Annotated in this window: 22 protein-coding genes; 8 read left to right on the forward strand and 14 right to left on the reverse strand. The window is 67.8% G+C overall.

Features of this window, described 5'->3' with window-relative positions; genetic code table 11:
* Nucleotides 1-20 precede the first annotated feature (20 nt).
* Genes LI94_RS05535 through LI94_RS05560 form a run of 6 tightly spaced genes read right to left on the reverse strand, consistent with a single transcriptional unit; the run spans nt 21 to nt 6,201 of the window.
* Nucleotides 21-1,040 carry an acyl-CoA dehydrogenase family protein gene (locus tag LI94_RS05535; RefSeq protein WP_046300552.1) on the reverse strand — a complete coding sequence of 340 codons (1,020 nt, stop codon included), beginning with the start codon at nt 1,038-1,040 and terminating at the stop codon, nt 21-23.
* Nucleotides 1,037-2,209 carry an acyl-CoA dehydrogenase family protein gene (locus LI94_RS05540; RefSeq protein ID WP_024441044.1) on the reverse strand — a complete coding sequence of 391 codons (1,173 nt, stop codon included), beginning with the start codon at nt 2,207-2,209 and terminating at the stop codon, nt 1,037-1,039. The genes LI94_RS05535 and LI94_RS05540 overlap by 4 nt, the downstream gene beginning before the upstream one ends.
* A complete protein-coding gene (locus LI94_RS05545; RefSeq protein WP_046300553.1) occupies nt 2,206-2,988 on the reverse strand; it encodes an enoyl-CoA hydratase/isomerase family protein in 783 nt (260 codons plus the stop codon). The genes LI94_RS05540 and LI94_RS05545 overlap by 4 nt, the downstream gene beginning before the upstream one ends.
* Complete coding sequence (locus tag LI94_RS05550; protein ID WP_046300554.1) at nt 2,985-3,902, reverse strand: acyl-CoA dehydrogenase family protein; 918 nt, start codon at nt 3,900-3,902, stop codon at nt 2,985-2,987. Before LI94_RS05550 ends, LI94_RS05545 begins: the two co-directional genes overlap by 4 nt.
* Complete coding sequence (locus LI94_RS05555) at nt 3,899-5,068, reverse strand: acyl-CoA dehydrogenase family protein (RefSeq protein WP_046300555.1); 1,170 nt, start codon at nt 5,066-5,068, stop codon at nt 3,899-3,901. Before LI94_RS05555 ends, LI94_RS05550 begins: the two co-directional genes overlap by 4 nt.
* On the reverse strand, nt 5,065-6,201 hold the full coding sequence (locus LI94_RS05560) for a CoA transferase (protein ID WP_046300570.1): 1,137 nt from the start codon (nt 6,199-6,201) through the stop codon (nt 5,065-5,067). The genes LI94_RS05555 and LI94_RS05560 overlap by 4 nt, the downstream gene beginning before the upstream one ends.
* A 185-nt stretch (nt 6,202-6,386) precedes the next feature.
* Here LI94_RS05560 and LI94_RS05565 point away from each other — a divergent pair, with 185 nt between their 5' ends.
* From LI94_RS05565 to LI94_RS05585, 5 genes are read left to right on the forward strand one after another with little or no spacing between them, the layout of a single operon-like run.
* Nucleotides 6,387-7,994 (forward strand): SMP-30/gluconolactonase/LRE family protein, encoded by a 1,608-nt coding sequence (locus tag LI94_RS05565; protein ID WP_046300556.1) that lies wholly within the window; start codon nt 6,387-6,389, stop codon nt 7,992-7,994.
* Nucleotides 7,991-8,728 carry a GntR family transcriptional regulator gene (locus LI94_RS05570; RefSeq protein WP_024441038.1) on the forward strand — a complete coding sequence of 246 codons (738 nt, stop codon included), beginning with the start codon at nt 7,991-7,993 and terminating at the stop codon, nt 8,726-8,728. Before LI94_RS05565 ends, LI94_RS05570 begins: the two co-directional genes overlap by 4 nt.
* Nucleotides 8,725-10,323 (forward strand): AMP-binding protein, encoded by a 1,599-nt coding sequence (locus tag LI94_RS05575; protein WP_046300557.1) that lies wholly within the window; start codon nt 8,725-8,727, stop codon nt 10,321-10,323. The genes LI94_RS05570 and LI94_RS05575 overlap by 4 nt, the downstream gene beginning before the upstream one ends.
* A 7-nt stretch (nt 10,324-10,330) precedes the next feature.
* Nucleotides 10,331-11,116 (forward strand): SDR family oxidoreductase, encoded by a 786-nt coding sequence (locus LI94_RS05580; RefSeq protein WP_046300558.1) that lies wholly within the window; start codon nt 10,331-10,333, stop codon nt 11,114-11,116.
* Nucleotides 11,113-12,579, forward strand: a complete 1,467-nt coding sequence (locus LI94_RS05585) for an AMP-binding protein (RefSeq protein WP_046300559.1) — start codon at nt 11,113-11,115, stop codon at nt 12,577-12,579. Before LI94_RS05580 ends, LI94_RS05585 begins: the two co-directional genes overlap by 4 nt.
* Here LI94_RS05585 and LI94_RS05590 read toward each other — a convergent pair.
* The gene (locus LI94_RS05590; protein ID WP_046300560.1) at nt 12,548-13,912 is read right to left on the reverse strand and encodes a cytochrome P450; all 1,365 of its coding nucleotides are present in this window, start codon (nt 13,910-13,912) and stop codon (nt 12,548-12,550) included. The two genes, LI94_RS05585 and LI94_RS05590, sit on opposite strands and share 32 nt — an antisense overlap.
* 116 nt (nt 13,913-14,028) lie before the next feature.
* Nucleotides 14,029-14,811, reverse strand: a complete 783-nt coding sequence (locus tag LI94_RS05595) for an enoyl-CoA hydratase (RefSeq protein WP_046300561.1) — start codon at nt 14,809-14,811, stop codon at nt 14,029-14,031.
* A gap of 171 nt (nt 14,812-14,982) precedes the next feature.
* On the opposite strand from LI94_RS05595, the gene LI94_RS05600 reads away from it, so the two are divergent.
* The 3 genes from LI94_RS05600 (at nt 14,983) to LI94_RS05610 (ending at nt 17,438) form a co-directional block, all read left to right on the forward strand.
* Nucleotides 14,983-15,633: a TetR/AcrR family transcriptional regulator gene (locus LI94_RS05600; protein WP_239651157.1), complete on the forward strand. Its 651-nt coding sequence runs from the start codon at nt 14,983-14,985 to the stop codon at nt 15,631-15,633.
* Nucleotides 15,634-15,853: 220 nt separating this feature from the next.
* On the forward strand, nt 15,854-16,270 hold the full coding sequence (locus tag LI94_RS05605; RefSeq protein WP_046300562.1) for an OB-fold domain-containing protein: 417 nt from the start codon (nt 15,854-15,856) through the stop codon (nt 16,268-16,270).
* A 13-nt stretch (nt 16,271-16,283) separates the two neighbouring features.
* Complete coding sequence (locus tag LI94_RS05610) at nt 16,284-17,438, forward strand: thiolase family protein (RefSeq protein ID WP_046300563.1); 1,155 nt, start codon at nt 16,284-16,286, stop codon at nt 17,436-17,438.
* 16 nt (nt 17,439-17,454) lie between these two features.
* On the opposite strand, the gene LI94_RS05615 is transcribed toward LI94_RS05610, so the two are convergent.
* From LI94_RS05615 to LI94_RS05640, 6 genes are all read right to left on the reverse strand, one after another.
* A complete protein-coding gene (locus tag LI94_RS05615; RefSeq protein WP_024441029.1) occupies nt 17,455-18,480 on the reverse strand; it encodes a CoA transferase in 1,026 nt (341 codons plus the stop codon).
* A complete protein-coding gene (locus LI94_RS05620; protein WP_046300564.1) occupies nt 18,481-19,434 on the reverse strand; it encodes an LLM class F420-dependent oxidoreductase in 954 nt (317 codons plus the stop codon).
* Nucleotides 19,435-19,436: 2 nt separating this feature from the next.
* Complete coding sequence (locus tag LI94_RS05625) at nt 19,437-19,868, reverse strand: cobalamin B12-binding domain-containing protein (RefSeq protein ID WP_024441027.1); 432 nt, start codon at nt 19,866-19,868, stop codon at nt 19,437-19,439.
* Entirely contained in the window at nt 19,868-21,445 is a 1,578-nt protein-coding gene (locus LI94_RS05630; RefSeq protein WP_046300565.1) for a methylmalonyl-CoA mutase family protein, read from the reverse strand. The genes LI94_RS05625 and LI94_RS05630 overlap by 1 nt, the downstream gene beginning before the upstream one ends.
* Before the next feature lie 70 nt (nt 21,446-21,515).
* Nucleotides 21,516-22,301 (reverse strand): ABC transporter permease, encoded by a 786-nt coding sequence (locus LI94_RS05635; protein WP_174549759.1) that lies wholly within the window; start codon nt 22,299-22,301, stop codon nt 21,516-21,518.
* Nucleotides 22,302-22,373: 72 nt separating this feature from the next.
* The coding region (locus tag LI94_RS05640) for an ABC transporter permease (protein WP_046300566.1) at nt 22,374-22,672 on the reverse strand (299 nt) is incomplete at its 5' end.

Here is a 22,672-nt window from a genome sequence, read left to right on the forward strand (position 1 = left end):
GAAACTCCTTGCTTGACTTGTTAATACCGTTGAGCGAGATGACGACGGTGCGCTGCCGGGGATCCGAACAGCGACCGGTTGAACGTGGCGCGCTTGAGATAGACGTGGATGCCGCTCTCCCACGTGTAGCCGATGCCGCCGTGCAATTGCAGTGCTTTGCCGACCACGTCGACGGCGGCCGCGCAGGTGTAGGACTTCGCCATGGCGACAGCGGCATCCACGTCTGCGCCGTCGGACCCGCCCGTCGCCACGGCGTGAACCGCGTCGCGCACAAGGTTGCGGGCCACCGTGACTTTCACCAGCATGTCTGCGCAGGCGTGTTTGACCGCCTGGAAGGAGCCGATGGGCCGGCCGAACTGTTCCCGGGTCTGCGCATACGACACCGTTGCGGCGAGCATGGCCTCGGCCAGACCGAGGCTGTCGCATGCCACCGCGACCGCCGCCCGTTGCGCGAGGGCCGCCGGGTTGCCGGCGAACCGCAGCACCGCCGCGTCGGCCACTTCGATTCCGTCGGCGGCGACGGTTCCGACGCGGCGGGTTTCGTCGAGCACCGGTTGTTCGGTGACGCTCAGCCCTTCCACGGCGACCACGACATCAGCCCCGGACGCATCGCAGGCCGCTACCAGCAGTCGGTCGGCGCCGTCGGCGTCCGGCACGAAGTCGGCACGGCCGGTCAACCGCCGGTCGGCGTCGAGGGTGAACGATCCCCCGATCACCGCGGCAAGCCGGGTCCGTCCGGCGGCGACGTCGGCCAGCAGGGCATCACGGACCTCGCTGCCCTGCAGGCTGTTCAGCATGCCCACCGACAGCACCGCAGAACCCAGATAGTGCGATGCCGCAGCAGCGCGGCCCAGTTCCTGGCAGATCACCGCGGCTTCGGCGAAGCTCGCCCCCGCACCGCCGAGGGGTTCGGGAACCTCCAAACCCACCCAGCCGGCGTCGACGACGGTGGACCAGCCGACCACGCGGTCACGGCCCAGCAGGTCGGCGGCGACCGCACGCAGCTCGTGGTGCAGTTCGGCGAAATCGGTTGTGGTCACGGCATGCTCGGCTCTCTGGGCAGGCCGAGACCTCGTTCGCCGATGATGGTGCGCTGGATCTCGCTGGAGCCGCCGGGAATGGTCCACTCCCAGGAGCCGATGAAGTCCAGCACCCACGTTCCCGATTCCCATCCGCTGGACAGCGGCTTGTCCAGCACGGTATGGGCTTGCAGCCCACCGATCTCGGCGCCGAAATCGGTGAGCCGCTGCAGCACCTCGCTGTAGAACAGCTTCACGATCGAGGCATCGGCCGGCCCGGCGGTGCCGGCTTCGACGTCGTGCACCAGTTGGCGGCACATACCGCGCAGTCCGGTGATCTCGGTCTCCAGCTGCGCCAGCCGGTCGGCCACCACCGGGTCATCGGCGGGGGCGGCTTGCACCAGCCACCGAAATCCCGCGCAGCCCAGTCGCTCGGCGAGCTCGAGCATGGTCATGCCGCGCTCGGCGCCCAGGGTCGCCTGCGCCACCTGCCAGCCGGCGTTCTCCGCCCCGATCAGGTTGGCCGCCGGAATGACCACGTCGTCGAGGAAGATCTCGCAGAAATGCTGGTCACCGACGGCGTTGCGGATCGGCCGCACCTGCACGCCGGGGGTCGCCATGTCCAGCAGGAAATACGAGATGCCTTTGCGTTTGGGGGCGTGCGGGTCGGTACGGGCCAGCAGTAGACACCACTGGGCGTGGCTGGCGCCGCTGGCCCACAGCTTCTGGCCATTCACCACATAGCCCTCGCCCACCCGGCGCGCGGTGGTACGCAGCGATGCCAGATCCGAGCCGGCCCCCGGTTCGGAGAAGCCCTGCACCCAGATCTCGCCGTCGAGGATCGCCGGCAGATGCCGGCTGCGCTGCTCCGGTGTTCCGGCGGCCAGCAGGGTGGCGGCCGCGTGGTGGATGCCGACGAAGGCCAGCACCAGCCGGGGCGCGTCGTGGGCGGCGAGTTCCTGATACAGCACGGCCTGCTCGGCCACCGACATGCCACCGCCCCACTCGCGGGGCCAGTGCGGGACCGCGAACCCGGCGCTGTGCAGGGTGGCGAACCAGCTGCGCTGGAAGTCGACGAACTCCTGTTCGCTCACCCCGGTCTGGGCTTGGCGCCAGTCCGCGGGAATGTTGTCGCGGCACCACTGGCGAACGTGCGCGCGGAAATCGGCGGTTTCCTGCGGTGCTGTCATCGCCGGTTCGCCCGCTCTGCGAAGGCGAGCAAGCGCTGCCGGTGTTCCTCGGACTTCATGGTCGCAACCTCGGCGGCGAACCCGGCCTGCAGCGGCCCGGCCAGCACCTGCGACAGATACATGTTGACCACTCGCTTGGTGCCCTGCAGCGCCTCAGGAGGTTGGGCCGCCAGGCGGTCGGCCAGCTGATGTGCTTGCGGCAGCAGCTCTTCGGGTGCCACGGTGCGGCTGGCCAGTCCGAGCTCGACGGCGGTGGCGGCGTCGATGCGGTCGCCGGTGTAGAGGTACTCGCGGGATCGCAGGATCGGGGTGATCAGCGGCCACAGGGCGGCTCCCCCGTCACCGGCGACCAACCCGACCGCCACGTGCGGATCAGCGAGATAGGCCTTCTGCGAGATCAACACGATGTCGCAGAGCACCGCCACGCTGCAGCCCAGTCCAACGGCGGGGCCGTTGACGGCCGCGATGATCGGCAGCGGGAACCGCAGCATCTCTTCGACGATCTGCGCCCCTTCGCGGATGCTCTCGTCGCGGGCGGTTTCGTCGTCGAGGAAGGTGGTGATCCAGTTGAGATCGCCGCCGGCGGAGAACGCCCGCCCGGCGCCGGTCAGCACCACGACCCGGACCGCCTTGTCGGCGGCCAGTTGACGCCATACGTTGGCCAGGCCCCAGTGCAGGTTGGCGTTGATGCTGTTCAGCTCGTCGGGCCGGTTGATCGTGACGTTGCGGACCCGTCCGTCGCCGGTCACTGTGATCTCTTCAGGCAGGTCGTATTTCACGCGTAGAGTCCCGTCAGTCCGGTCTGTTGAGCGCGGCGGGCCAGCAGGTCGCGGGTGGCTGACAGCCCCCACGGCAGGCGGCGCAGTGGCTGGCTGTAGCGCGACAGCCACGACAGTGCGGTCTCGTCGCAGAACCCGATGGCGCCGTGCAGTTGGTGGCAGACGCGGAACACCACTTCGGCGGCTTCCAGCGCCGCCGATCGCAGCGCCAGCGCGTCGTCGGTGGCTTCGGGACGCCCGGTCGCAATGCTCCACAGCGCGTATTTGGCCAGCATGTCCAGCCCGGCGCGCTCCACCTCGGCATCGGTGAGCTGAAACTGCACGCCCTGAAACGTCGACAGCGCCTGGCCGAACTGTTCACGCAGCCGCACGTGGGCGATCGTCAGATCCATTGCCCGGTCCAGCATTCCCAACAGCGTCCAGCAGGGCAGTGCCAGCGCTAGGGCGAGGTCGGCCGCACCGAAGGTGTCGACCTCGGCCAGGACCAGTTCGGCCACCAGGGCCGGGCGGGCCTCCGACTGCCCCACCACGGTGCTGCGCAGGCCGGCCAGCGTGACCGTGGCCCAGCGCTTCGACAGTCCGGCCACCCCGCCGGCGGGGGCATGCTCGGCGACCACGATCAGCCCGTCGACGTCGAGATCGGCGGGTGCGGAAAGGCATTCGGCCACCGGGTATGGCAGCGCCCAGTACCCGGCGGCCCGGCACAGCGCGGCGGCGGCTTCGAGTTCGTCGGCGTCGTCGCGGGGCTTGAGCTCGTAGGCGCCCAGCCCGCGCAGGATCGGCGCGACCAGTTGCTCGCGCACGGCGGGGTCGGCGTCAGCGCGCAGCACCAGGTCGTCGCCGCCTGCCGCTTCGAAGGCCCGGCGTGCCGACTGGCCGAATTCCTGTGCGTCCGAGCCGAGTTCGAGATTCATCGCCCCGCCGCAAGCAACGCGCGGGACAGCAGGATGCGCTGCATCTCGATGCTGCCCGAGGACACGGTGGCCGCCTGCGAGTAGCGCCAGTGGTCTTCGACCTCCTGGCGGTACCACTGTGCCGGCGGGCTGTCGGGAGCCTCGGCGGCGATCTCCATCAGCACCTCGGCGCTTTCCTGGTCCAGCCGGGTGACCGCGATCCGGTAGGCGGCCGCGTCACCGGGCGCTATGCGGCCGCTGGCCTGCAGCGACACCACCCGGTAGGCCATCAGCCGGGCCCGCCGGCAGTGCGTGAGCATGCGCACCCACCGCGCGATCAGCTCGCCGGGCAGGGCGTCCCATCGCGGCCCGAGGACATGCGGCGCCGCGGCGAGCAGCCGTTCGCAGCGCGCGTAGCGGGCGATTCCGACGCGCTCGAAGGCCATCACGTCGGCCACGATCGACCATCCCGCGTCGAGTTCACCGAGTACGTCGGCATCGGTGACGCGCAGGTCGTCGAAGAACACTTCGTTGAGATGGTGCGGACCCATCATGGTGCCCAGCGCCCGTACGGTGATGGCGGGGTTGTCCATCGGGACCAGGAATACCGTCAGGCCCTGCTGCTTCTTGGTGACCGATCCTTCGCCGACCCGGGTGGTGCGCACCAACAGGAAGCACCACTGCGCCATGGTGGCGTACGAGGTCCAGATCTTCTGACCGTTGATCAGCCAGCCGTCGCCGTCGCGGCGAGCATGGGTGCGTAGCGAGGCCAAATCCGAGCCGGCTTCGGGTTCGGAGAAGCCCTGGCACCAGATCACCTCGCCGGCCGCGATCGGCGGCAGGTGGCGGCGCTGCTGCTCGGGCGTGCCGTGCCGCATGATGATCGGCCCGACCCAGTTCACGCCCATGTACTGCGCACCGCGCGGCTCATGGTGCGCCCACATCTCCTCGCGCACCATGGTCTGTTCCCACACCGAAGCGCCCGCCCCGCCGAATTCTTCCGGCCAGGACAGACACAGCAGATCCTGCTCCGCCAGCACCCGGCAGAATCGTTGTGCCGCAGCAAGATCTGCGGGGTCGTCGGTGAACGCACCCGGGAAGCGTTCGGGCAGTTCACGTCCGATCAGGTCGCGCAGCTGGACCCGCAGCTCGCCCGCGTGTGTCCCCATCTCGAAGTCGAGTGTCACGAGGCGCCCTGCTCGAGTCCGAGTTCGGCGAACACCGCCGCGGTGTGCGCGCCGAGTTCCGGGGCCGCGCCGGCGACCCGGCCGGGGGTCCGCGACAGCCAGGTGGGCACCCCGGGGAATCGGACCGGGCCGTGGGGGGTGTCCACGGTCTCGAACAGCCCCACCGCGTTGAGGTGCGCATCGTCGAACAGCGCGCCGGGCGAGTTCAGCGGAGCCGCTGGGATTTCCAGCTCCTCGAACAGCGCCAGCCACTGGGCGGTGGTGCGCTCTTTCATGGTCTGCGCCACCAGTCCGTAGATGGTGTCGATCTGTCGGGCCCGCTGCGCCAGGGTGGCGTACTGCTCGGAGGACCACGGCGGTTGCACCGCACCGATGAAGGCGTTCCAGTGCTTGTCGTTGTAGATCAGCGCGGCGATCTGGCCGTCGCTGGTGGCATAGGGCCGCCGGTTGGGTGCCACCGTGCGCGGGTAGACGGCCGGACCCAGCGGCGGGTCGAACATCGCACCGTTGGCGTGTTCGACGAGCATGAACGAGGCCATGGTCTCGAACATGGCGACTTCGACTTCCTGGCCTTGTCCGGTCCGTTCCCGGTGGAACAGCGCCATCATCGTGGCGTAGAGGGCGGTCAGTCCGGCGATCTTGTCTGCCATGATGGTGCCGACGTAGTCGGCTCGCCCGGTGAGCTGTTCTTGTACCGCGGGCAGTCCACATTCGGCCTGAATGGTGTCGTCGTAGGCCGGGCGGTCGGCGGCCGGGCCGCGGCGGCCGTAGCCATAGCAGTTGGTGTAGACGATCCCCGGGTTGAGCGCGGCCACCTCGGCGTAGCCCAGGCCCAGCTTGGCCATCGCCTTGGCCCGCATGGAGTGAATGAACACGTCGGCCCGGCCGATCAGTGCGGTGATCGCGGTCTGCCCGGCCGCGCTGCGCAGATCCAGTACGACGCTGCGCTTGCCCCGGTTGACGTTGACGAACACTCCGCTCATGTCGGGTGCGGGACCGGCCGAGATGTAGCGGGTGGCGTCGCCTTCCGGGGGCTCGACCTTGACGACGTCGGCACCCATGTCGGCCATGATCTGGGTGCAGTACGGACCCATCACCATGGTCGTCAGATCGACCACACGCACGCCGCTCAGCGGCCCGTGCGCCGGTGCGTCCCCACCGGCGCAGTTGGCGCCCGCCGTCATTTGTTCGGACAAAATACTCCGTTCTGCGTAATGCAGAACACTATTCCGCAGCGGTTATTCGTGCGTCAAGGCCGGGTGGTCGTGCTTTTACGGCCTATTGTCTGGACTAACCGGGCTTGATAACGTCCGAAGACATGACCGCCTCTCTGCCACGCCCTCGCGAGCTGGTCGGCACCGCCTGCGCAGCACCGGGCTGGCGGCTGGAACGGCTCACCGAACCCAGCCGGTTGTTCGGCGCCAACGGGCTGCGAACCGGACCGGACGGGCGGGTCTATATCGCGCAGGTGACCGGCAGTCAGATCAGTGCACTGGACGTGGTCACCGGCGAGTTGGCGGTGGTGAGCGCGCGCGGCGGCGATGTCGTCGCCCCCGATGACGTCGCCTTCGATGCCGGCGGCACCTTGTACGCCACCGAGGTGATGGACGCCCGGGTCAGCGCGCTCGACGCCTCCGGGCGCAGCCGCGTCCTGCGCGATGACCTGCCCTGCGCCAACGGCATCACCGTGCACCAAGACCGGCTGTTCGTCGGCGAATGCCGCGAGGAAGGCCGCCTGATGGAACTCGACCGGGCCACCGGCGGCAGGCGCATCCTGGCCGAGAACCTGCCGTCGCCCAACGCCATGGAGGTGGGGCCTGACGGCCTGCTGTACTTCCCGGTGATGACCGCCAACGAGATCTGGCGCATCGATCCGTTCGCCGCCGACGCCGCCCCGCAACGGGTCGCGGGCGATCTGGGCGTACCGGACTCAGTGAAATTCGACGCCGACGGCTTCATCGTGTCCACCCAAGCCGCCAGCGGGCAGGTGCTGCGCATCGATCCGCGCACCGGCACGTCCGCCGTGCTGGCGCAGCTGCATCCCGGACTGGACAACTGCACCTTCGTCGACCGGCGGTTGTTCGTCTCGAGCTTCACCGGCGAGATCACTGAGATCGGCGCCACCGGCGAGATATCGACGGTGCTGCCCGGCGGCCTGAACTGGCCGCTGGATCTCACCGTGGACGGTACCGGCAGGCTCTACGTCGCCGACGGCACCTACTTCTACGCGATCGGTGCGAGCGGTCGCCTGGAAACCCTCGGAATGCTCTTCAGCCCCGGCTATCCCGGGTTCGTGCGGGGCGTGGCAGCCGTCGGCCCCGGCGAATTCGTCGTCACCACCTCCGGCGGGCAGGTCGCACGCTACCTGCCGGCGCGCTCGTCCAGCGAGGTGCTCGCCGACGGTTTCGACCAGCTCTACGGGGTGGCGGTGGGCCCCGCTGGTATCGCGGTCACCGAGTTCGGCACCGGCCGGGTTTTGGGGGTGCGCGCCGGTGCGGTGGACGTGCTGGCTCGCGACCTGGCCGGCCCGGTCGGGATCGAGATCGCCGGCGACGGGACCTACCTGGTGGCCGAGTCCGGCGCTGGCCGGGTGCTACGCATCAGCGGCTCAGATGTCCAACCGGTGGTCGACGGACTTGTTCGGCCGCAAGGGATTGCGCTGGCGCACCGCACGCTCTATGTCGTGGACGCCGGCACCCGGCAGGTGCTCGCCGTCGACCTCGACACCGGGGCACGGCAGCTGATCGCCGAGGGGTTACCGATCGGGCCCGCACCGGGCGTGACACCCAAACCGCTCAACGGAATGCCGCCGTTCTCCGGCCCCCAAGGCCCGTTCGCCGGCATCGCGCGCGGCCGCGACGGCACCCTGTTCGTCTCGGCCGACGGCGACGGCAGCGTGCTGGCACTGCACCCGGTCGTCCCGTGACCGACCACCGCTACCTGAAGGTCGCGCGGACGCTGCGCAAGGAGATCGCCGACGGCGTCTATCCGATCGGATCGCAGCTGCCCACCGAACATGAACTCTGTGAACGGTTCACCGTCAGCCGCTACACGGTCCGTGAGGCGTTGCGACGACTGCGGGAAGACAACCTCGTCGTCTCCCGTCCCCGCGCGGGCACCGTGGTGATCCCCCGCGCCGCGACCAACTGCTACGCCCAAGACGTGGTGTCGATCGATGACCTGGTGGCGTTCGCGGCCGGGGCACGGTTCGAGATCGACTCCAACGCCATGGTCACCCTCGACGAGGATGTCGCTGCCCGCACCGGCCTGCCGGTGGGCACCGAATGGCTGGCCGTGCGCGGCAACCGGCGCAGCCAAGGACAGTCCGCGCCGATCTGTCGAACCGAGTACTACATCAACCGGGCGTTCGCCGGAGTCGGCCGGCTGCTGCAGCGCCACTCCGGCCCGATCTTCCCGCTGATCGAGGATGTGTTCGGGGTCAGCGTCGTCGAAGTCCGCCAGCACATCCGGGCGGTGATCATCACGCCCGAACTCAGCACTGCGCTGGCCGTCGAACCCGGGACCGCCGGGCTGCAGATGCAGCGCAACTACACCACCTCCGAGGGTGAGGTCGCCCAGGTGACGGTGAACACCCACGCCGGCGAAGACTATCGCTACTCGATGACGCTGCACCGGGTGCCCGGACCGAGCAGCCCGTGACACCCCGCCGCACCGCCCAACAGGCCGCCGACGCTTACGCTGCGGGCCTGTGGGTCTCGACCACCTTGGCCGACACTCTGCGCGAGGCGGCCGAGCAGACTCCGGACCGGGTTCTGGTGATCGACGGCGACACCCGGTTGACCTGCCGGGAGCTGCACACCCAGGCGACGATGCTGGCCGGGGCGATGCTGGAACGGATCCGTCCCGGCAGTGTGGTGTCCTTTATGTTGCCGAACTGGCATGAGGCTGCCGCGGTGTATCTGGCAGCGACGCTGGCCGGGATGGTGGTCAACCCGATCCTGCCGTCGCTGCGCGACGCGGAATTGTCCTTTATCCTCACCGACTCGAGCACCCGAATGCTGTTCGCGCCCCAGCGGTTCCGCGGCCACGACTACGCAAAGATGCTGACCCGGGTGACTGCGTCGCTGCCCGAGGCACCCGAAGTGGTGGTGGTGCGAGGGTCCTCGACTGGTCACACCGACTACCGGGACCTGCTGCACGGCGTCCGGCAACCGGTGGCGCTGCCGGCGGTGGATGCCGATGCAGTCCGGTTGCTGCTGTACACCTCCGGTACCACCGGACATCCCAAAGGCGTTCTGCACAGTCATAATTCGATCAACGCCCTGATCCGCCAGGTGGGCCGGCACTGGCTGGTCGAACCCGGTGACCGGTTTCTGGTCCCGTCCCCCATCGCCCACATCGGCGGATCGATCTACACGTTCGAGGCCCCGTTGTTGCTGGGCACCACCGCCGTGCTGATGGACACCTGGGACCCCGATGCCGCGATAGCGCTCATGCTCGCCGAGCACTGCACCCACGTGGCAGGCGCGACACCGTTTCTGGCCCAATTGCTGGCCGCCGCGCGCGCTGCCGGCACGTTCCTGCCGCATCTCAAGCTCTTCGTCTGCGGCGGCGCGTCGGTCCCGGCATCGCTGATCCGCGACGCGGCCGGCTACTTTCGCACCGCCGTCGTCACCCGGGTGTACGGGTCCAGCGAAGTTCCGGTCAGCACGGTCGGATCGCTGGGTCCAGGCGACCTCGCCCACGCCGCAGAGACCGACGGCCGGGCCGGGATCGCCGACATCAAACTGGCCCCGCACCCCGGCGCTCCGCCGGGCGAAGGCGAGATCTACGTCCGCGGCCCGCAGATGCTGCTGGGCTACCAGCGCCCCGACGACGAACACGGCTGCTTCGATGACCAGGGCTACTTCGCTACCGGCGATCTCGGCCGGTGGGTCGACGGGGACTGTCTGCTGGTCACCGGGCGACTCAAGGACGTGATCATCCGCAACGGCGAGAACATCTCCGCGCGCGAGGTGGAGGACATCCTGATCGGTCATCCGCAGATCGCGGAGGTCGCCGTGGTCGGTATCCCCGATGACCGCACCGGCGAGCGTGCCTGCGCGGTGATCGTGCCGGCCGGCCAGACCGCTCCGGGTGTCGCCGAGCTGCGCGCCCTGCTGGCCGAGCATGGCGTCGCGTTGTTCAAAACCCCTGAACAGGTGATGATCTGGGATGCATTGCCCCGCAACGACGCCGGCAAAGTGGTCAAGCAGCAGATCCGGGCGCAGCTGTCCCGCACAGAAGTTAGGTGAGTAGATCATGCAGGTAGCGATCGTGACCGGGGCCAGCAGCGGAATCGGGTCGGGCTGCGCGACAAAGCTTGCCGAGACCGGGATGGCGGTGCTGGCAACCGGACGTGATGAGGGCCGCCTGGCCGGCTTGGCGGAGACACTGCGGGCCGCAGGTACAGATCCCGACCGGATCGCCACGCTGGCCGTCGATCTGACCGCCGACACGGCGCCACAGCAGATCGTCGACGCCACCCTGGCCCGGTGGGGGCGAGTGGACTACCTGATCAACAACGCCGGCATCGGCAGCCCCAAACCGCTGCATGAGACCGACGACCAGACCCTGGACCAGTTCCTCGATCTCATGCTGCGGGCGCCGTTCCGGCTTACCCGTGACGTGCTGCCGCACCTGCAGCCGGGATCGGCGATCATCAACATCACCTCCACCTTCGCCGTGGTGGGCGGACTGCGCGGCGGGGCGTACTCGGCCGCCAAGGGCGGCCTGACCGCGCTGACCACCCACATCGCCTGCCAGTACGGCGCCCAGGGCATTCGCTGCAACGCGGTGGCACCCGGCGTCACTGTCACCCCGATGGTCGAACAACGCCTGACCGACAACCGGTTCCGCAAGCTCAACACCGAGATGACGCCGGCTCCGCGGCTGGGCCGGGTGGACGACATCGCGGGCACCGTAGCGTTCTTGTGCTCGGAAGCCGGCTCTTTCATCAACGGCCAGACCATCGTCGTCGACGGAGGTTGGAGCTCGACCAAGTATCTGTCCGACTTCGGCCTCGACTCCGACTGGGTGACACCGTGAACCTGTTCACGGTGCTGGACCAGGCGGCGACCCGGTTCGGCGATCGGGGCGCGGTGTATCACGGCGAGCGCCGCCTGCACACCTGGGGCGAGCTGGCCGATCGCGCGCGACGGCTGGCCACGTCGCTGGTGCGGGTGGCGGGGGCCGGCGCCCGGATCGCGATCGCCAGCGAGAATCGGCCGGAGATCATCGAGCTGATGTTCGCCACTTGGGCGGCCGACTGTGTTGTGGTGCCGCTCAATTACAAACTGCACCCACGGGAGATGGCGCAGATCATCGGCGACGCCGGCGCGGCGCTGGTCTTCGCGTCCCCGAAACTGGCGCCAGGGCTGGCCGACCTCGTTGCTGCACCCGTCGAGACCCTCGGCGACAGCACCTACCTGGACCGGGTTTGCTGCCCTGCGGTCGATGCGGTCAACCCGGATCCGTCCCGGCTGGCGTGGCTGTTCTACACCAGCGGCACCACCGGGCGCTCCAAGGGCGCCATGCTCACCCACCGCAACCTGATGGCGATGACGCTGGCGCACCTGTCCGACCTGGATGACCCCGACGCCGACTGCAGCCTGATCCACGGCGCGCCGATGTCGCACGGATCGGGTCTCTATATCGCGCCGTATGTGCTGCGCGGAGCGCGCCAGGTGGTGCCGGCATCGGGTTCGTTCGACGCCGCGGAGTTCCTCGCCCTGTGCGATCACCATCCGGGCGCCACCGCCTTTTTGGCGCCGACGATGGTAGGCCGACTGGTGGCCACCGGACGCGGGCGGCCGTCCAACCTGCGCAGCATCGTCTACGGCGGCGGTCCGATGTATCTCGGGGATCTGAAGCGGGCGATGTCCGCGTTCGGGCCGGTGTTCGCCCAGCTCTACGGCCAGGGCGAAGCGCCCATGACGATCACCGGCCTGGGGCGCGCCGATCACCGGGGCGACGACGCGGTCCTGGGTTCAGTCGGCTGGCCGCGCTCCGGGGTCGAGGTCGCGGTGCTGCGCGACGACGGCACCCGCGCATCCATCGGCGAAGTCGGCGAGATCGTCTGCCGCGGCGATGTCGTCATGGCCGGCTACTGGAACAACCCCGACGCCACCGCCGAGGCCATCCGGGACGGCTGGCTGTTCACCGGCGACAAGGGTTCGTTCGATGCCCGCGGCTGTCTCACCCTGCGCGACCGCTCGAAGGATGTGGTGATCAGCGGTGGCAGCAACATCTACCCGCGTGAAGTCGAAGAGGCGCTGCTGAGTCATCCCGGCGTCATCGAGGCGGGGGTGGTGGGTGCCCCCGACGCCGAGTGGGGCGAGATCGTGGTCGCCTTCATCGTGGGCGACGTCTCCGTTGCCGACTTGGACAGTCATCTGCTGGAACGCATCGCGCGCTTCAAGCGCCCCAAGCGCTACGAGTTCGTCGACGCGCTGCCCAAGAACAGCTACGGCAAGGTGCTCAAACGCCAGCTGCGTTCCCAGCTGGGGTGAGGCGGGCGACCACCGGGCCGCCGGTGTCGCGCCGGTGCACCACCGCCAGGCCGCCGCGCCCTGCGGCGGTCGTGATACCTCGGGAGTGGTGGCGCTCCCCCTTGGCCGCGGTCGGAACGAGGTCGTAGTGGCGCAAGAGCGTCCGTAGCGTCACCAGCATCTCCATGTTGGCGAACGCGGCACCCACGCAACGGTTCACCCCACCGCCGTAGGGGACCCACAGTGCGGTGTCGGGAGGATTGCCGACGTACCGATCCGGGTCGAAGGTCTCAGGGTCGACGAAGTTGTCCTCGGCGAAGTGCAGCAACCGGAAAGCCACCACCACCGCGTGGTTCTCTGGAATGACCCACGGGCCCAATTTGATCCGCGTACGAGTGATGCGCCCGGTCCCCTCGACAACAGAGCGGGTCCGCTGCACTTCCCAGACCACCGCCTGCAGCAGGTCCGCTCCGCCGGAATCGACTTCGGCGACCAATCGATTCAAGACGTCCGGGTGACGGCGGAGCCGTTCCACCGCCCATGCCAGCGTAGTCGCCGTCGTCTCGTGACCGGCGGCCAGCAACGTCAGCAGCTCATCGGCGATATGCACGTCACTGATCGGCTGCCCGTCGTCATAGCGGGCCGTCAACAGCAAAGCCAGGACGTCGGTTCGTTCGGCGAAGTCGGGCGCGTTGCGCGCGGTTTCGATCAATTTCGCGATCAACGCGTCGTAGCGTCGCCGATAGTCGTGGTAGCGCCCGCCCGGGCTCAGTCGGCCGAAGTCGCGTCGCGCTCGCGGTGGCAGCACCGCCAACCGCGACCCCAACGCCACCAAAGTCGGCAGCACCTCGCGCAATTCGTCGAACTCGGCTCCTTGAGCACCGAACACGGCACGCAGGATCACGTTGAGCGTGATCCGCATCATCGACGGTTGGGTGGCGAACTCGCGGTCTTGCGGCCACGTCGCGATCTCGCGCAGCGCCTCCTCTTCGACGATGGATTCGTATCCGGTCACCCGTTTGCCGTGGAACGGCGGCACCAGCAGTTTTCGGCGCCGAAGATGCGGGGTGCCGTTCAGACTGAAGGTCGAGCCCGGCCCCAGGACCGCCCCCAGATTGCCGGGTCGAGCCACCAGGTCGCTGTGGGTGGTGAAGAGGCTTTTGACCAACACCGGATCGCTGAGCACCACCGCATGTCCGACGATCGGCAGCCGCAGCGAAAAGGCGCCACCGTAGCGTTTTCCCAATGCCCGCATCGCAGTCTTGCGAGCGGTCATAAACAGCAGGGCCGCCAGCGGCTTTGGGATCGGCGCTACCGGCGGCAGCCGCACCGGCTCGGTCGTCTTCTCGGCCACTCCAACACCTTCCACACCGATCGGTACTTGTGGGTACCACGGTGCCATGAGGTGTCGCTCGCCTCAATCGTTAGATTCCCCGAGAACCGAATCACGGGGCTGGATCCGCCGAGTGGCTATTTGACCTGAGACTTCATCTCGTCGAGGTTGACCAGAATCGGCCACCCGCATACCGACAGCGCGTTGCCGTGACCGGTTTCGTGGATGTCGAACGCGGACTGGATCGCCGAGTGGAAGCCCTGCACGTCGAGGGTCTGGTTGACCGCACGTTTGGCCTGGCGCAGCGCGAAAGACGGCATGGTGGCGATGTGCTCGGCGAGTTGGCGGGTCTCGGCGTCCAGCTGATCACGCGGAACCACCCGGTTGACCATGCCGGTCTGTTCGGCTTCCTGCGCGGTCATCGCCCGACCGGTGAACAGCATCTCCTTGGCCTTGCGTGGACCCAATTCCCAGGTGTGCCCGTGATATTCGACGCCGCCGATGCCCATCAGCACCACCGGGTCGGAGAATTGCGCGTCGTCGGCGGCGACGATCAGATCGCACGGCCAGCACAGCATCAGCCCGCCGGAGATGCAGCGGCCCTGCACTGCGGCGATCGACGGCTTGGGCACATTGCGCCACCGCAGCGTGTACTCCAGGTAGCGCTTGCACTCGTGTTTGTAGATGAACTCCAAGGTGATCTTGTCCGGCACCGGACCGCCGCCCTTGATGTCGTGGCCGGCCGAGAAGTGTTTGCCGTTGGCCCGCAACACAATGACGGCGACGTCATCATCGTCGGCCGCGCGCGTCCAGGCCGCGTCGAGCTCGTCGAGCAACTCGGTGTTCTGGGCGTTGGCGGCGTCGGGCCGGTTCAGGGTGATCGTCGCGACCCGATCGGCGACCTCGTAGTCGATGTACATGAGCGTCCTTCAGGTTGCGCCGACAACTGTTGAGAATGCTCTTCTCATGAGAGGAAAGTTACCATCTTCCCCATCGGGATGGCAGCGCCGCGACAGCCGACGCCGATCCGGGCCTGTTCTCCGGTAGGGTGCATTCGTGTTCTCCCAAAAAGGCAACCATCGGAGCCGCTGGTGAGTAACCCGGAAGAAGAGCCCGTCTGGAAGCAGCGGGCGGTCGAGCGGTCGATCAAGACCGCCCGGTTGCGGGCCGCCCAGCGCGTTCAGCGCTTCCTGGACGCAGCCCAAGCCATCATCATCGAAAAGGGCAGCACCGACTTCACCGTCCAAGAGGTCGTCGAGCGCTCCCGGCAGTCGCTGCGCAGTTTCTATCTGCAATTCAACGGCAAGCACGAGCTGCTGCTGGCACTTTTCGAAGACGCCCTGGTGCGCACGTCCGACCAGATCCGGGCCGCCACCGAGGGCCAGAGCAAGCCGCTGGAGCAGCTGAAAGTGGCGATCGAGCTGCTCTTTGAGCTGTCTCGACCGGACCCCTCGGCCAAGCGACCGCTGTTCACCGACTTCGCGCCGCGGCTGCTGGTCTCCCACCCCACCGAAGTGCGGGTGGCCTTCACGCCGCTGTTGACACTGCTCACCGAGCTGATGGAGGCGGCCGACGCCGCCGGCGAACTGCGCGAGGGTGTCAATGCCCGGCGGATGGCCGCGATGATCATGCAGACCGTCATGTTCGTGGCGCAGTCCAGTGCCGAATCCGAGGACCCGGCGGCCCACCCCATCACCGCCGACGAGGTCTGGGACTTCTGCGCCCACGGCCTCGCCAAGTAGGCCCCCGCCATTTCTGCCGCGAGCGCCATTTCTGCCGCGAGCGTGCGTGTTTGCACGCGACACGCCGCAAAAAACTGACATTCTGCGCACCCTCGCGCAACCGGTACCGCCGCCGCACCCTCCGGATGGCCCGTTCAGGCTTCCCTAGCAGTACGCGCGTATGCTCTAATCGAGAATGTGATTTCCACTTTGTGCGTGTCCGCCTGGAAGACCGCCGCGGATGCGTAAGGCCCTCGCTCCCGACGTCACGAATTGGCCCGACGAGAACGTGGCCCTGATCGGCAGCCAGTGCGCGGATTGCCAAGCCACGGTGTGGCCCCGCCAGGATCACTGCCCGCGATGCAGCGGCCCCCAGATGCAGGACCTGTTGCTACCCCGCCAAGGCACCTTGGAGGCCTGGACCACTCAGGGCTTCGTCCCGAAGCTGCCCTACGCCGGCGGCGAGACCGCCGAAGGCTTCACTCCCTACGGAGTTGGGCTGGTCCGACTCGGTGATGTGGTCCAGGTCGAGGCCCGCCTGACCGAATCCGATCCCGCCAAGCTGAAATTCGGCATGAACGTCGAACTGACCATGGTGCCGTTCTATGTCGACGACGACGGGACCGAGATTCTCACCTGGGCATTCCAGCCCGTCTAAGGAGACCTGGAACATGACGGTAGCGAACAACGATGTGGCGATCATCGGCGTCGGGCTGCACCCGTTCGGCCGATTCGACAAGTCCGCGATGCAGATGGGCGCCGAGGCCATCCACCTGGCCCTGGCCGACGCCGGCGCGCAGTGGAAAGACATCCAGTTCGGCGTCGGCGGCAGCTATGAGATCTCCAATCCCGATGCGGTGACCCGGCTGGTCGGTCTGACCGGCATCCCGTTCACCAACGTGTTCAACGCCTGTGCCACTGCGGCCACCGCGACCCAGGTCTGCGCCGACAACATCCGGTCCGGCAAGTACGACATCGGCATCGCGATCGGCATGGACAAGCACCCCCGCGGGGCGTTCACCGACGACCCGGCCAAGCTGGCCCTGCCGGCCTGGTACGCCGAGAACGGACAGTTCGTCACCACCAAGTTCTTCGGCATGAAAGCCAACCGCTACCTGCACGACCACGGCATCTCGGCGCGCACGCTGGCCAAGGTCGCCGCCAAGAACTTCCGCAACGGCGCGCTGAACCCCAACGCGTTTCGGCGCAAGCCGATGTCCGAGGACGCCATCCTCGACTCGACGGTGCTGAACTACCCGCTCACCCAGTACATGTTCTGCGCACCCGACGAAGGCGCGGCCGCGGTGGTCATGTGCCGCGCCGACATCGCACACCGCTTCAGCGGTAAGCCGGTCTACCTGCAGGCCACCGAGATTCGCACCCGCCGCTACGGCGCCTACGAGGTGCACGCCACCTCCGCCCCGATCGAAGAGGACGTGGCGCCGACGGTCTACGCCGCCCGCGCCGCCTTCGAGAAGGCCGGCGTGACACCGGAAGACGTCGATGTGGTCCAGTTGCAGGACACCGACGCCGGGGCCGAGATCATCCACATGGCCGAGTGCGGCTTCTGCGCCGACGGCGATCAGGAGAAGCTGCTGGCCGACGGCGCGACCGAGATCAGCGGGTCACTGCCGGTCAACACCGACGGCGGGCTGATCGCCAACGGCGAACCGATCGGCGCGTCGGGCCTGCGCCAGATCCACGAGCTGGTGCTGCAACTACGTGGCCAGGCCGGCGACCGTCAGGTGCCGGGCGGCCCGAAGGTGGGGTTCGCCCAGGTTTACGGCGCACCCGGCACGGCGTCGGCATCGATCGTCACGGTCTGAGCCGGACGGCGGGCGGTTACTCCGCCAACCCCGGCGGCGGTGAGTAGGACGGTTCATATCCGGCGATCCGGATCGGGCTGCCCACCAGCCGGAAATCGCCTGCCGTGACCACCATTTCCGGATGCTCCCGCAGCGCTTCGGGCAGGGTGCGCACCGCTGCCGCCGGGATGCCCAGGGGACGCAGTCGCGCCTCCCAGCCGGCCGCGGTGTCGCCGGCCAGCGCTGCGGTGACGACAGCGAGGACCTCGTCGCGGCAGGCCGCGCGCTCGGCCATCGTGGCGAAGCCGTCGATTCCAGCTTCTGCGGCAAATGTCTTCCAGAACCCGTCATGGGTGACGAACAGGGCCAGATATCCCTGTGCGGTCGGGAAGAGCTGTGCGGGAACGTAATACGAATGCGCGCCGTGCGGGTGACGCTGGGGTTCGACTCCGTCGTTGAGGTAGGCCGCCGCACGGTAGTTGAGCTGCGACAGCATCACATCCAGCAGCGATACCTCCACCTGCCCGCCGCGGCCGCTAACGATCTGGGCCAACAGACCCAGTGCCGCCGTCAGCCCGGTGGAGTTGTCGGCCGAGGAGTAGCCCGGCAGGGTCGGCGGCGCGTCGGGGTCGCCGGTCATCGCGGCGATCCCGGTGGCCGCCTGGATCACGTAGTCGAAGGCCGGTTCGTCGCCGCCGTCGAGGCCGAACCCGGTCAGCGCGACACAGACGATCCGCGAGTTGAACCGTGACAGTGCGTCGTAGGTGAGCCCGAGCCGTTTGATTACCGACGGTTTCATATTCACCAGCAGCGCATGGGATTCGGCGACCAGCTCGCCCAGCTTCGCCTGCCCGGCCTCCGACGCCAAATCCAGCTGGATGCTGGATTTGTTGCGGTTGAGGCTGGCGAAGTAACTGGGGCCGACCTGGCGGGAGATCTCCCCACCCGGCGGTTCGATCTTGATGACCTCGGCACCGAGGTCGGCCAGCAGCATGGTGGCGTACGGGCCGGCCAGCATCACCCCCACTTCGAGGATGCGGATTCCGGCAAGCGGTCCGGCCACCTATACGGCCTTGGCGAGTTCGGCGATCACCTCGCGGGTGCGGTACTTGGAGGCGATCAGCTCATCGCGGGTGTCGCCGATCGGCAGCAACCGGACCGACAGATCGGTGACTCCGGCGTCGGCGAACTGCTTGAACCGCTTCAGGATCGACTCCTCATCGCCGGCCGCGCACAGGTCACCGACATCGCGGGCCGAACCGCGGTCCAGCAGCCGCTGATAGTTCGGCGAGGTCTCGGCCTCGGCCAGGATGCGGTTGGCGCGCTGCTTGGCGGCCTCGATCTCGGAATTGGCGCACAGGGTGACCGGGATCCCGGCCACGATGCGCGGTTGCGGTTTGCCCGCATCGGCCGCGGCCTTGTTGATCTTCGGGGCGATGTGCTCGGCGATCGCTTTCTCGTCGGCCATCCACAACGACGTGCCGTCGGCGTGCTCCCCGGCGATCTGCAACATCACCGGACCGAGCGCGGCCACCAGGACCGGCATTTTGGTGTCGGCGCCCAGCGCTGTCGGGTTGTGCACGGTGAAGTGGTCGTTCTCTACATCCACCGGTCCCGGGCCGGCAAGGGCCGCATTCAGCACCTGTAGGTAGTCCCTGGTGTAGGCGGCCGGCTTGTCATAGGGCAGGCCGAGCATGTCCCGGATGATCCAGTGGTGCGACGGCCCCACTCCCAGCGCCAGCCGGCCGCCGGAGATGGCGTGCACCGAAAGCGCTTGGCGGGCAAGAGCGATGGGGTGCTGAGCTTGCAAGGGCACCACGGCGGTGCCGAGTTCGATCCGGGTGCTGTGCGCGGCCATCAGCGCCACCATGGTCAGCAGGTCAAAATCGTCGGGCACCTGCGGCATCCACGCGGTGGCCAGGCCCGCGGTGTCGGCCCATTCGATGTCGGAGATCAGCTTGGCGACCTTGCGCGCCATGTCGCCGCGTTCGGCGCCGATCATCACCCCAAGTCGCATGGCTAGCGCGCCTCCGCCTTCTCGACCACCTCGCGCACCCCGGTCACCAGATCTTCCAGAGGCGTTCCGGTGGGAAAGACCGCTGCGGCACCGGCTTCCAGCAGCTTGGGTACGTCGCCCTGCGGGATGGTGCCGCCGACCACGACGGCGATGTCCCCGCCGTCGGCAGCACGCAGCGCGTCGACGATGCGCCCGGTCAAGGCGACGTGGGCACCGGACAGGATGCTCAGCCCCACCACCGCCACGTCCTCCTGCAGGGCGGTGGCGACGATGTCCTCCACGCGCTGCCGGATGCCGGTGTAGATGACCTCGAAGCCGGCATCGCGCAGGGTCCGGGCGACGATCTTGGCCCCGCGATCATGACCGTCAAGACCGGGCTTGGCGACCAGGACACGGGCCGGGACGGCTGCGGAGGAAGAATGCGGAGAAGTCATCAATACACCACCGGTTGCTGGAACTCGCCCCAGACATTCTTCAGCGCCGAGACCATCTCGCCCACCGTGCAGTAAGCGTTGGCGCAGTCGATCAGGGGATGCATGAGGTTGACGTCGCCCTCGGCGGCGCGCGACAGCGCCGCGAGGGTGGTGGCGACGTCGTCGGCGTTGCGCTCGGCCTTGACCCGCGCCAGCCGCTTGAGCTGGACGTCACGGCCTTCGGCGTCCAGTTCGTAGGTGGCGATCTCCGGTGCCGGCTCATCGCTGGTGAACTTGTTGACGCCCACGACCGGCCTAGCGCCCGACTCGATCTCGTGGTGGATCTTGAACGCCTCGTCGGCGATCAGCCCCTGCAAGTAGCCGTCTTCGATGGCGCGGACCATGCCGCCGTGGTTCTCCAAGTCGGCCATGATCTCGATGATGCGTTCTTCGGTGGCGTCGGTAAGCGCCTCGATGAAGTAGGAACCGCCGAGCGGATCGGCCACCCGGGTCACTCCGGTCTCGTAGGCCAAAATCTGTTGGGTGCGCAGCGCCAGCGTGGCGGACTCCTCGCTGGGCAGGGCAAAGGGCTCGTCCCAGGCGGCGGTGAACATCGACTGGACCCCGCCGAGCACTGCTGCCATCGACTCGTAGGCCACCCGAACCAGGTTGTTCTGGGCCTGCGGGGCGAACAGCGATGCACCGCCGGCCACGCAGCCGAAGCGGAACATCGACGCCTTGTCGGCCTCGGCGCCGTAGCGTTCCCGCACGATCGTGGCCCACCGCCGCCGGCCGGCCCGGTATTTGGCGATCTCTTCAAAGAAGTCGCCGTGGGTGTAGAAGAAGAACGACACCTGCGGGGCGAACTGCTCGATGCTCATCCGGCCGCGCTCCACAACGGTGTCGCAGTAGGTGACGCCGTCGGCGAGGGTGAACGCCATCTCCTGCACGGCGTTGGCGCCCGCGTCGCGGAAGTGCGCGCCGGCCACCGAGATCGCGTTGAATCGCGGCACTTCGGCGGCGCAGAACTCGATGGTGTCGGCGATCAGCCGCAGCGATGGTTCGGGCGGCCAGATCCAGGTGCCGCGGGAGGCGTACTCCTTGAGGATGTCGTTCTGGATGGTGCCGGTGAGCTTGGCTCGTGGCACCCCGGACCGCTCGGCGGCCGCCACGTAGAAAGCCAGCAGGATGGCGGCGGTGCCGTTGATGGTGAAGCTGGTGCTGATCTTGTCCAGCGGGATGGAGTCGAACAGGATCTCGGCATCGGCCAGGGTGTCGACCGCGACGCCGACCCGGCCGACCTCCTCGCCGAACTCAGGGTCGTCAGAGTCGTAGCCGCACTGCGTCGGCAGGTCCAGCGCCACCGACAGTCCGGTACCGCCCTGGCTCAGCAGGTATTGGTAGCGCCGGTTGGACTCCTCGGCGGTGCCGAAGCCGGAGTACTGGCGGAAGGTCCACAGCCGTCCGCGGTAGCCGGACGCGAAGTTTCCGCGGGTGAAGGGATACGTCCCCGGCGCCGGCGGTTCTTCGCGCCGGTCGTCCGGGCCGTACACCGGTTTCAGCGGGATCCCTGAGGAGGTTTGCACTGGGTCGCTCATCGCTGGATACGGTACTTGCAAAAAATGAGAATGCCAATACCACTACCGCGACGTGCGGAGATACCGGTAGCTACCCGGCCAGGTTGAAGTTGCCGCTGGCCCCGTAAACGGACAGTGAGACCAACAGCGTCACCGAGACCACGACGATCAGCGAGGTCCGCACCGCGTTGCCCACCGCGACGCCGACTCCGGCCGGACCACCGGCGGCGAAATAACCGAAGTAGGTATGGATCAACAAAATGGTGATCGCCATCAAGAAGGCCTGCAGAAATGACCACAGCAGGTCGATGGGGTTGAGGAACGTGCGGAAATAGTGGTCGTAGAGGCCGGCCGACTGCCCGAACAAGAACACCGTGGTGAAGCGACTGGCGACAAATGACAGGATCACCGCGATGGCGTACAGCGGAACGATCGCGACCAGGCCGGCGACGATACGGGTGCTGACCAGGTAGGCGATCGGCCGGATGGCCATCGATTCCAGCGCGTCGATCTCCTCGTTGATCCGCATGGCGCCCAGTTGCGCCGTGACCCCGGCGCCGAAGGTGGCGGCCAGGCCGATCCCGGCGACCACCGGCGCCGAGATGCGCACGTTGATGAATGCCGCCAGGAATCCGGTCAGGGCCTCGATGCCGATGTTGCCGAGCGAGCTGTAGCCCTGCACCGCCAGCGTGCCGCCGGCCGCCAGGGTCAGGAAACCGACGATCACCACGGTGCCGCCGATCATCGCCAGCGTGCCGGTGCCCATGCTGATCTCGGCGATCAGCCGGATGACCTCGCGGCGGTAGTGGGCGAAGGCGAACGGTGTGGTGGCGATCGCCTTGCCGTAGAACAGGGTGTGGTCGCCGATGCGGCCCATCGCGGCGATCGGTCGCCGGAGCTGCCGGGTGACACCGGGATAGACAGCGGCCAGCGCACGAATCGCCACGGCTCAGCGCGCCGTCATCTTGATGCCGATCGCGGTGACCACCACATTGACCACGAACAGCGACATGAACGCGTACACCACGGTTTCGTTCACCGCGTTGCCTACGGCCTTGGCGCCGCCGCCGGAGATCGTCAGACCGCGGTAGCAGGCGACCATTCCGGCGATCAGCCCGAACAGCGCCGCCTTGACGCAGGAGATGACCAGCTCGGGAACCCCGGTCAGCAGGGTGATGCCCGCCGCGAACGCGCCCGGGTTGACGTCTTGCACGAACACCGAGAACACGCTGTCTCTTATACACATCT

The organism is Mycobacterium sp. UM_Kg27 (assembly GCF_000972905.1).
Taxonomy (GTDB): Bacteria; Actinomycetota; Actinomycetes; order Mycobacteriales; family Mycobacteriaceae; genus Mycobacterium.